This window comes from Glutamicibacter sp. BSL13, assembly GCF_052928425.1.
In genome coordinates this window covers 32,031-41,559 of record NZ_JAVGCZ010000024.1, presented here as the reverse complement: position 1 = coordinate 41,559, position 9,529 = coordinate 32,031, and the positions used below count along the sequence as shown (strand labels likewise).

The window sequence follows — 9,529 nt, the reverse complement described above, 5'->3', positions numbered from 1 at the left end:
GACCAAACCGGCGGCTGGCTGGGTGCCTGCCGGGCGCTCGTGGGCCAGCCGGAATCCCGGGCGGCGGCCTACCAGCTGATCAACGCCGCCCTGCTGCGCTGGCTGCGCCACCACCCGTACGCGGTCGGTCTGCGCCAGGCCGCGTTCCTTCCCGAAATCGAGGAATCGGTGCTGGAGGTCTTTTTCACCAATATTGCCCAGGGTGACGTCGGCCTGGAGGACCTGGTGGACAGCGGGCTGGTGCAGGGCGAGGGCCAGGGCGGCTGGATGATGCCCTCCCTGATTCGCCGGGCCCTGATGGAGCAGCAGCGGCTGATGTCCCCCGCCGCGGCAACGAGCCTGGAGCGGGCCGGGCTGGAGGCGGTGGCGGTGGCCCAGTCCGTGCAGAAGGCCGCCGAAACCGCCCTGCGCAACCGGCGCTGGGGCGCCCTGTCCGCCCTGTTGATGGACCGCTGGGTGGATTTGTTCGTCAGCAACCCCGCAGCGCTGCGCTCCATGCTGTCCAAGATGCCCGGGGTGCTCACCGACCAGGCCCACTACCTGTGGGTGGGGGCGCGGATCGTAGCGGCGGTGGGCACCGATCGGATGGTGCTGCCCTTCCCCACCGTGGCTCCGGACCCCGAACGCGACCAGAGCGCCCAGCGCCTGCAGATGCAAACCGCCCGACTCTACCAGCGGCCCACCGCCAGGGCGTTGTCCGTTGGCACCCTGCAGATCACCTACCTGCGTCTGACCGGCATGTACCAGCATTCGGCCGAGGCCGCACTGCGGCTGCGCAGCGCGATCCGGGCCGCCTTCAACGCCCGGCGCACCAGCCGCAAACTCATTTCCATCAGCGAACTGCATGCCGGCATTTCCCTGCAGCTCCAGGGCCTGGACGTGGAGGCCAAGTGGGCCTACCAGGCCGCGTTGAACGCCGGCCTGGAATCCGGCAAGGCCTTCCACATCTGTGACGCCAGCGGACGGCTGGCCCTGCTGTGTGCGATGCAGGGCGATTTCGCGGCCGCCGGGCACTGGGCGTCCTTGCACGCGGAGCAGCTGCAGCAGGTGGGTTGGGGCAAACCGATGGTGGCCCGCGGTGTCATCCTGGCTCGGGCCTGGCAGGCCATGCTGGAAGTGGATCTTCCGGAGCTTCGGTCCCAGTTGCGCCAGCTGCCCGATGAGCCGGACAGCGACGAGTTTTGGGCGGTGCACGCGCTGCTGCTAAGTTTCCACCTGGTGTTCACCCAGCAATCTGGCGGCGCAGCAAGCCTGCTGGAGCGGTTGAACGCCGAACGGGTCCACGCCCGCGCCCTGCTGAGCCGGGAACTGTTGGCGGTGGCGTCCCAGCTGGTTGCCCTGGCCCGCTCCTCCGGCTGCGGCGCCGGTTCGCCCCGTGCGAAGGCGGCCGCCGAATTCCGGGCGCTGGGCTGCCTGCGTGCCAACCGGCCCGATGAGGCGCTGGCACTTTTGGAGCTGGCGGCGGACAAGCCCCCGTCCCAGCAGTGGCCTCAGCTGGCCGGCCTGCTGGAACTGGCGGCCCGCAACCCGGAAGAACCGGGTGCCGAGGACCTGGAACGGGTCAGGCAGCTGAGCGCCGAGGGTGCTGCGCTGCCGTTGGCGCTGCTGGCCACCGCCCCGGGGTGGGGCGCAATCCCCCGGCTGTTGTCCCTGGACGAGGCCCAAGCACGCCGGCTGGAGCTCATTGGCCGCACCCTGCCCGCGCTCCAGCCCCGCCCGGTGCTGACCGAACGCGAACTGGAGCTGCTGCAGCTGCTACGCACGGGGTTGTCCCGGCGGCAGATGGCCGAGGTGACGTTCCGTTCCCCCAACACCATCAAGACCCAGTTGCGCGGCCTGTACAAAAAGCTGGGGGCCACCGATGCCGCCGCAGCCTTGGACCGGGCGCGCAAGGCCGGGCTGTAGCCGGGATCACGGGGCGTCCCCTCGCCGACAAGTTATCCACAGAACTGTGGACAACGTGGGCTTTTTTGACTCCGGCCGTTGTTAAACCCACGGCGATCGATGCCCGTGATCCCGGGCTTCCCGGGCCCGCCTGGTTCGCTGATTTCTGCGGGATCTCGCGCTTTTGCGCCAAGCGCACCAAAGTTCTGCACATCTCCTCCCGGCGTTGCGCACAGAGTTATACCCATTTTCCACAGGAGCTGTGGATAATGACATGTTTTTCACAGGGCAGACCGTCTGCCGCTAGGATTCCCTTGGCGTCGCCACGCCTTTCCCGCCTTCGGACCCGATCGGAGACCCCATGTCAACGCTGGCCGAGCTCACCCCGCTGCAACGCCAATCGGTGTGGCGAACCCTGCGCTCCCCACGCCTGCTGAAGACCGAGCTGCTGGCCGGGCTGGTGGTCTCCCTGGCGCTGATTCCGGAGGTAATCGCCTTCTCGATCATTGCCGGGGTGGATCCGCGCATCGGGATCTTTGCCTCATTCACCATGTCCGTGGTCATTGCGTTCACCGGTGGACGCCCGGCCATGATTTCGGCGGCCGCCGGAGCCGTCGCCCTGGTGGTCGCACCGCTGGTGCGCAGCCATGGGGTGGAGTATCTGTTTGCCACGGTGATCCTGGCCGGGGTGATCCAGGTGCTGTTGGCCGTGGCAGGGGTGGCGAAACTGATGCGTTTCATTCCCCGTCAGGTGATGGTCGGCTTCGTCAACGCGCTGGCCATACTGATCTTCCTCTCCCAGATGCCGGAACTGCAGGCCGTCCCGTGGGCCGTCTACCCGCTGGTGGCCTTGGGACTGGCGGTGGTCTACTTCTTGCCCAAGCTCACTTCCGCCATCCCGGCCCCGCTGGTGGCAATCGTGCTGCTGACCGCGATCACCGTCCTCGCCAGGATCACCGTGCCCACGGTGGGTGACAAGGGCGAGCTGCCCGAGTCACTTCCGTTTTTCCTCATCCCGGACGTGCCGCTGAATCTGCAGACGCTCAAGATCATCTTCCCCTACGCGCTGGCGGTGGCGTTTGTGGGGCTACTTGAATCCCTGCTGACCGCAAAGCTGGTGGATGACATCACCGACACCCCCTCGGACAAGACCCGCGAGTCCTGGGGGCAGGGCGTCGCGAACATCGTGACCGGGTTCTTCGGCGGGATCTGCGGCTGCGCGATGATCGGGCAGACCATGATCGGGGTGAAGGCCTCTGGGGGCCGCACCCGGATCTCGACCATGTTCGCCGGGGTGTTCATGCTGCTGCTCACCGTCCTGTTCGGGGACGTGGTGGCCCAGATCCCGATGGCGGCACTGGTGGCGGTGATGATCTTCGTGTCCCTGACCACGTTCAACTGGCACAGCATCCGTCCGGCCACGCTCAAGGCCATGCCCAAGAGCGAGACCGCGGTGATGCTGGTGACCGTGGCGTTCACGGTGGCGACCAACAACCTGGCCATTGGCGTGGGGCTGGGAGTGCTCACCGCGATGGTGCTTTTCGCCAACCGGGTCGCCCACTTCGTCACCGTCAAGCGCAGCGTTACCGGGGACACCGAGGGACAGGTGGCGATCTACACGGTGGACGGCGAACTGTTCTTCGCCTCCTCCAATGACCTGTACACCCAGTTCAACTACGCTCAGGATCCCGGACGCATCATCATCGACATGTCAGGATCCCACCTGTGGGACGCCTCGACCATCGCGGCCCTGGACTCGGTGACGGACAAGTATGAAAGCTACGGAAAGCAGGTTCAGGTGCACGGCCTCAACGAGGCCAGCCGAGCCATGCGCGAGCGGCTGCGCGGCAAGCTGCGGGACTAGGAGCAAACCGCATTGGCTACGCTCTACTACCGATCGCGCTATCGTTAACTATCCATCCTCCGGTCCGAGACCTGAGGCTCCCGCGGGGAGAAAACTCGGCTCCCGCCTTGATCCCGAACAGAAGACCTTGCGGAACCACGCTGCAAACATGCTGCGCGGCATGGGGTTTGATGATCACAAGTGGTCGAAGATCACTCCCGTGCCATCTGGGGAGGCCGCCAACTGTCCACACCGTCGATAGGATTAAGTAATGTCCATCGCACAATCCGCACTCGTCGCGCGCCGGCTACTGAGTGAGAGTCCGGCGTGGTCAATGCTGCGCGCCGACAACGCGGCGGTGGCCTTTGCTGTGTTGAACACCAGGTTCTCCAGACAGCGTCGGCAAATCCCGGCAGCAGAATTCATCGAAGCCGTCGATGCCGACCTGGATGAACTGCGTGATCGCGGAATCGAACTTCCACAGACTGCACTGGCTTACTGCCGTTCCTGGTTGGCAGAAGGCTTCCTGGTGCGCCGCCCAGGTGAAACGCGGGAAGAACTCTATGAACTGAGTGAAGGGGCCCTTACTGCCCTGCGTTTTATCGAGAACTTGGCCGCTCCGCGTACTTCGGTGACGGAGTCACGCCTTGCAACCATTGTGCAGCGAGTGCGGACGTTGAGAGTGGAGACCGATCCGGATGTCTCACGCAGAATCGCTGCCCTGCAAGCCGAACGGGACCGAATTGATGCCAGGATCGCCGCACTCACCAATGGGCAGGAAACCGAGCTTGACGAACAGCGCTCGTTGGATGCTGCCGTTGACATCCTCTCGCTGGCCAGCCAGCTGCCCGAGGACTTCGCCCGGGTGCGCGCCGAGCTGGAATCAATCAACCGCTCACTGCGCGCCCAGCTGATCGAGGAGCCTGCATCACGCGGCAGTGTCCTAGATGAGATCTTCCGCGGAGTCGACCTGCTGGCTGCTTCTGACGCAGGCCGGTCCTTCGCGGCCTTTCACTCGTTACTGCTGGATCCGGAGCGGACGGTATCGGTGGACGACGATATTGATGAATTGCTCGCCCGTCCCTTTGCCTCCAAGCTCAGCGAAACCCAGCGTGTTGGGCTGCGGGATCTATTGCCGGGGATGCAGGACTCGGGTGCCGAAATCAGCGCGGTAATGACCGCCTTGGGACGCAGCCTGCGCCGGTTCGTCCAATCCGAGGAACTGGCCGAGGATCGTGCCGTACACCAGCAGCTGCGCAGCGCCATGGCGCAGGCGATGTCGGTCTCGGACGTGATCAAGCCATTCACCAAGCTGGACCTTCAGCTGCCGTTGACAGGCCTACCTGTTGCCTCTCCCAGCGCCATGAGGCTGCACAATCCTGCTGACTCACAAACTGCTGAACCACTGCAGATTCACGAGTCAGGCCTGGCAGACCTGCATGCGTTGCGTGAAACTGTGCGCGCCTCCGAGATCGACTTTGCCGAATTAACCGGCAACATCAACGATGTGCTGGCGACTCGAGGAGCAGCAACCATTGGTGAGGTGCTTGCTCACCATCCCGCGACCCAGGGCATCGCCAGTGTCATCGGCCTGCTGGTATTGGCCGAGGCCCACGCCCATCCCGCAGGGGCAGACCCCGAAGCCGTGCAATGGATCAGCGCTGAAGTCACCCGGCACGCCACTGTTCCCCGTTTTCTGTTCCAGGAGAGCATCAAATGAGCCAAGCAACCACCCCCACCTTGACGCCCGGTTTCGAGGACAGCCGAAACCGCGACGCTCGCCTGTGGAGTGAAGATACCGGCGAACTGGCGGCAGCCTCGCGCAAAGTATTGGTCCAGCTGGTCAAGGGGCCCTACGTATCGGCCGAACGCCACGCCGAAGCCTGGAAAGTGCTGCTAACTGACACCGCCGCGATTCGTTCCCGGTTAGCGGACCTGTTCTTAGATCTGATTTTGGACGAGACCCAGGGGGTAGCTTTCGTCCGTAACGCCCCGACGGAGAACAACGACGTCCCACAAGTGGTGCGCACCATGGCACTGACCTTCATGGATACTGCCATGTTGCTGTTCTTGCGTCGTGAACTATTGCGCGGTTCGGGCGCGCAACGCGTGTTTGTTGGACGGGATGAGGTCTTTGAACATCTGACCAGCTACCGCCCCTCCGATTCCACCGACGAGGCTGGTTTCCAAAAACGGATCAACGCCGCATGGACGAAAATGGTCAAACACAATCTTCTGCTACCGGTTGGCTTGGACGAACGGTTCGAAGTCTCCCCAATCTTGCGCCTGGTCTTTTCCCCAGAGCAGATACGAACAGTGGAGAACGAGTACATGCGCCTGGCCGGCAATCAGGTGTCCCTGGCGACTGCCGATGGTTACCCCGAAAACAGTGACGGCGAGGAGGAGCGGTGAGCAGCAACATGCACCCTGGACAGTGGCGCCTGGAACGCATCGAAGTAGTGAATTGGGGAACTTTTTCCGGGCTGCACACCGTGGATGTGCCACGCAAGGGTTTCCTGCTCACCGGTGAATCCGGTTCCGGGAAATCCTCACTTGTCGATGCGGTTAGCGCGGTGCTCACCCCACGGGGTAAGACGCGGTTCAACGCCGCCGCCGCTGACAGCAGCGTGCGCAGCTCAGACCGTTCGGTACTCACCTACGTGCGCGGCGCCTGGCGACGTAGTGCCGATGCAGACACCGGGGAAATCACAAGCCAATACCTGCGGCCCAAGGCTACGTGGTCCGGTATCCTGCTGCGCTACGGCAACGGCGAAGGGCGCATCCAAAGCCTGGTGAAGCTGTTCCACATCAAGGCCGGGGAGAATAGCTCTGCCGAGGTCAAAGACGTTTCGATTCTTTCTCCCGACGAGCTCGGCCTCGCCGAATTGGAGCCCTATGCTTCCAATGGATTGAAGACGCGCGAACTGAAAGCCGCGCTACCCAAGGCCAGCGTGGATAATGAGCACTCGCGGTTTGCTCGGCGCATCGCACGCAGTCTGGGGCTGTCGGGCGAGCGCGCCGCACTGTTGCTGCATAAGACCCAGTCTGCCAAGAATCTGGGGTCTCTCGATGAGCTATTCCGCAAGTTCATGCTGGACGAGCCGGAGACGTTCGCCCGGGCCGATGCAGCGGTAGACCAGTTCACCGAGCTGAATGCGGCGCACGAGACGGTGCTGCGGGCCCGGCGACAGGTGGAACACTTGGCCCCGCTGCGCGACCAGAACCGTGATTTCGAGGACACCTCCACCCAAGCCGAACGGGTAGGCTCCCTGCTAGAGCACTTGGAGGGCTTCACTCACCATCGGCGGAGGGAACTGATGGTTTCCGCCATCGCAGAAACCCAAGCATCCCATGACACCCGGCGCCGGGAATTGCAAGTGGCCACCGAAGCTTTGGAGGCCTGCGCCGCACAGACCCAGGGCCGCCGGGCCATGGTAGAGAAGCGCGGCGGACAGCAACTTGCCCTGCTTGAGGAACGCATGGAAACGGCGGAAGCCAATGGGCAACGCGTTCTGGCTGAGCGCGCCGAAGTCGAGCGCAAGCTGGGCAGTGTTCAGTTAGCCCTACCCGCCGATGCCGAACAATACGCGGAGCTGGCCCGCGAATGCGAACGGATGCTGGCTGACGGAGGCAGGGAAACTCAGCAACTCGAGCAGGAACTCACCCAGATCAGTTCCCAACGCATCACGGCCGACGCAGCACTGGCCGACATTGACCGGGACCTGGATGCGTTGCGCAAGAACCGCTCCAACCTGCCGCGTGAGCTACTCGAAGCCCGGCGGTTGATCTGCCAGGACACAGGACTGGCATCCGCCACCCTGCGTTTTGCCGGTGAGCTGATGCAGGTCCGTTCGGATTTTACGGACTGGTCCGGCGCCGTTGAACGGGTGCTGCGTCCGCTGGCCCTGGTGATGCTGGTACCGGCGGTGCACGCGGCTGTCGTGGCCCGAGCAGTGAATGCCCGCCACCTGGGTGCTTCGCTGCGCTATGAGACGATTGGCCGCAATATTCCTGCGCCCAAGCGCACCACTGCGGCCAATTCCCTGGTCCATCGCGTCGAAGTCGCTGATTCCCCGATGCGGGGCTGGCTCCTGTCACGTTTGGCCGACCGCTTCGACTACAGTTGCGTGTCTGATGTGGACAGTCTTCAGGAGGTTCCCCGCGGCGTGACCCTCGCGGGGCAGGTTAAGCGTGGACCGAATTCCTTCGAGAAGAACGACCGCCACCGTGTCGATGACCGCCGACACTGGGTGCTCGGCTTTGACATAGACTCAAAACTCGAGCAACTCCAAGTGGACCGCCGACAGGCCGTTCGCTTTCAACAAGAGTCCGCTAAATTGGAACAGCGAGCCCGGGAAGCGGTGAACCTGCGACTAGCGCGCAGCTATGTTGCCGAGGATGTTGTTCGCTGCACCTGGGACTCCATCGATGTCGTCCGGGCGCAGCGACAAATCGCCGATATAGAATCCGCACGCGCCACGCTGCTAGCCAATGACGGCGATTTGCGTGCTGCCCAGCTTGAACTGAAAAAGGCGCAGGAGCAGGAGGCTGCGGCCCACGCAACCTACGCCGCCGCACAACGTGCAGAAATGAGGGCTCAAACCCATCATGAGGCACTGCTGGCAAGCCTGGCGCGGCTTGACGGGCAACCCGCCCCAGCGGTCCCCTCCGAGATTGCAGCGCAGTTGGCCAGCGAATTCGACAAGGTGAGAACACAGCGTACTACCACGCACGAATCGATCGAGGCTGATGCCCGACGTGCACAGTCCACCCTGTCTATGCGGAAAGAGGAACTTCGTTCCCGGATGGTCGACCTTCACCAGCGGATGGGGAAGATCATCTCCGCCTTCAAACTCTCTTGGCCAGAATCGGCGCAGGACCTAGGTGACTCAGTAGAGGACCGCACCGGGTATCTGCAGGTGCTTTCTGGGCTGGAGGCCGATCGCCTGCCGGAATTCGAAGACCGTTTCTTTGAAATGCTGCGCACCCAAACCCAGCAGAATATTGCCCAGCTGCGCGAGCTGATCCAGCGCGCGACCCGCGAAATTCGCCGCCGGATTGAACCGATCAACTCCTCGCTGCTGCGCAGCTGCTATTCATCCGGGCGTTACCTGCAAATCAGGGTGGAGGACGCCCGCCCTGCCATGGCCGCTGACTTCCTCCGTGATCTAAATACGGTCACCACTGGCGCTTTGGCCCCGGAAGAAGATCGGGCCCATGCCGAGGAACGATTCATGGTGCTGGCCCGCCTCATGACCCAGCTAGGTTCATCGGAAGCCGCACACCGTTCCTGGAGACTGCAGGTGCTGGACGTGCGAAACCACGTACGTTTTACCGCGATTGAAGTCGATTCCGAGCGCAATGTCGTGGACGTCTACGACTCGGGTGCCGGACGTTCAGGTGGACAAAAGCAGAAACTAGTGGTGTTCTGCCTAGCCGCTGCGTTGCGCTACCAACTAGCGGGGGAAGCCACGCTGCCCTCCTATGCTTCGATTGTCATGGATGAGGCCTTCGACAAGGCGGACACGAATTTCACCAAGACCGCCATGGACATCTTCACTGAATTCGGTTTCCACATGATCCTGGCGACACCGATGAAGCTGCTGCGTACCTTGGAGGACTACGTCGGCGGCGTCGCATTGGTCAGTTGCGAGGAATCAAGGTCCTCACACATTGCCCAGGTGCCGTTCGAGCCTACGTCCCAAGAGATGGACGAACTGCGCGTTGCCGAAAGCTCTCACGACAACCAGGCCAAAGATCGCCCGGCCACAGAGGTCCTCTTCTAGACCGTGGAGGTTAAAC

Annotated in this window: 5 protein-coding genes; all 5 read left to right on the top strand. The window is 63.2% G+C overall.

Annotated features, from left to right (window positions below):
* A partial coding sequence (locus RCJ92_RS06700) for a LuxR C-terminal-related transcriptional regulator (protein WP_446754114.1) occupies nt 1-1,905 on the top strand: 1,905 nt, incomplete at its 5' end.
* A gap of 340 nt (nt 1,906-2,245) precedes the next feature.
* The gene (locus tag RCJ92_RS06695) at nt 2,246-3,748 is read left to right on the top strand and encodes a SulP family inorganic anion transporter (RefSeq protein WP_446754113.1); all 1,503 of its coding nucleotides are present in this window, start codon (nt 2,246-2,248) and stop codon (nt 3,746-3,748) included.
* Nucleotides 3,749-3,998: 250 nt separating this feature from the next.
* Complete coding sequence (locus tag RCJ92_RS06690) at nt 3,999-5,447, top strand: DUF3375 domain-containing protein (RefSeq protein ID WP_446754112.1); 1,449 nt, start codon at nt 3,999-4,001, stop codon at nt 5,445-5,447.
* Nucleotides 5,444-6,139: a DUF4194 domain-containing protein gene (locus RCJ92_RS06685; protein WP_446754111.1), complete on the top strand. Its 696-nt coding sequence runs from the start codon at nt 5,444-5,446 to the stop codon at nt 6,137-6,139. Before RCJ92_RS06690 ends, RCJ92_RS06685 begins: the two co-directional genes overlap by 4 nt.
* The gene (locus RCJ92_RS06680) at nt 6,136-9,513 is read left to right on the top strand and encodes an ATP-binding protein (protein WP_446754110.1); all 3,378 of its coding nucleotides are present in this window, start codon (nt 6,136-6,138) and stop codon (nt 9,511-9,513) included. Before RCJ92_RS06685 ends, RCJ92_RS06680 begins: the two co-directional genes overlap by 4 nt.
* The last annotated feature ends 16 nt before the right edge of the window (nt 9,514-9,529 follow it).

Coding starts and splice junctions, on each gene's coding strand:
- RCJ92_RS06695 (WP_446754113.1), top strand. CDS start 2,246: ATGTCAACGCTGGCCGAGCTCACCCCGCTGCAACGCCAATCGGTGTGG.
- RCJ92_RS06690 (WP_446754112.1), top strand. CDS start 3,999: ATGTCCATCGCACAATCCGCACTCGTCGCGCGCCGGCTACTGAGTGAG.
- RCJ92_RS06685 (WP_446754111.1), top strand. CDS start 5,444: ATGAGCCAAGCAACCACCCCCACCTTGACGCCCGGTTTCGAGGACAGC.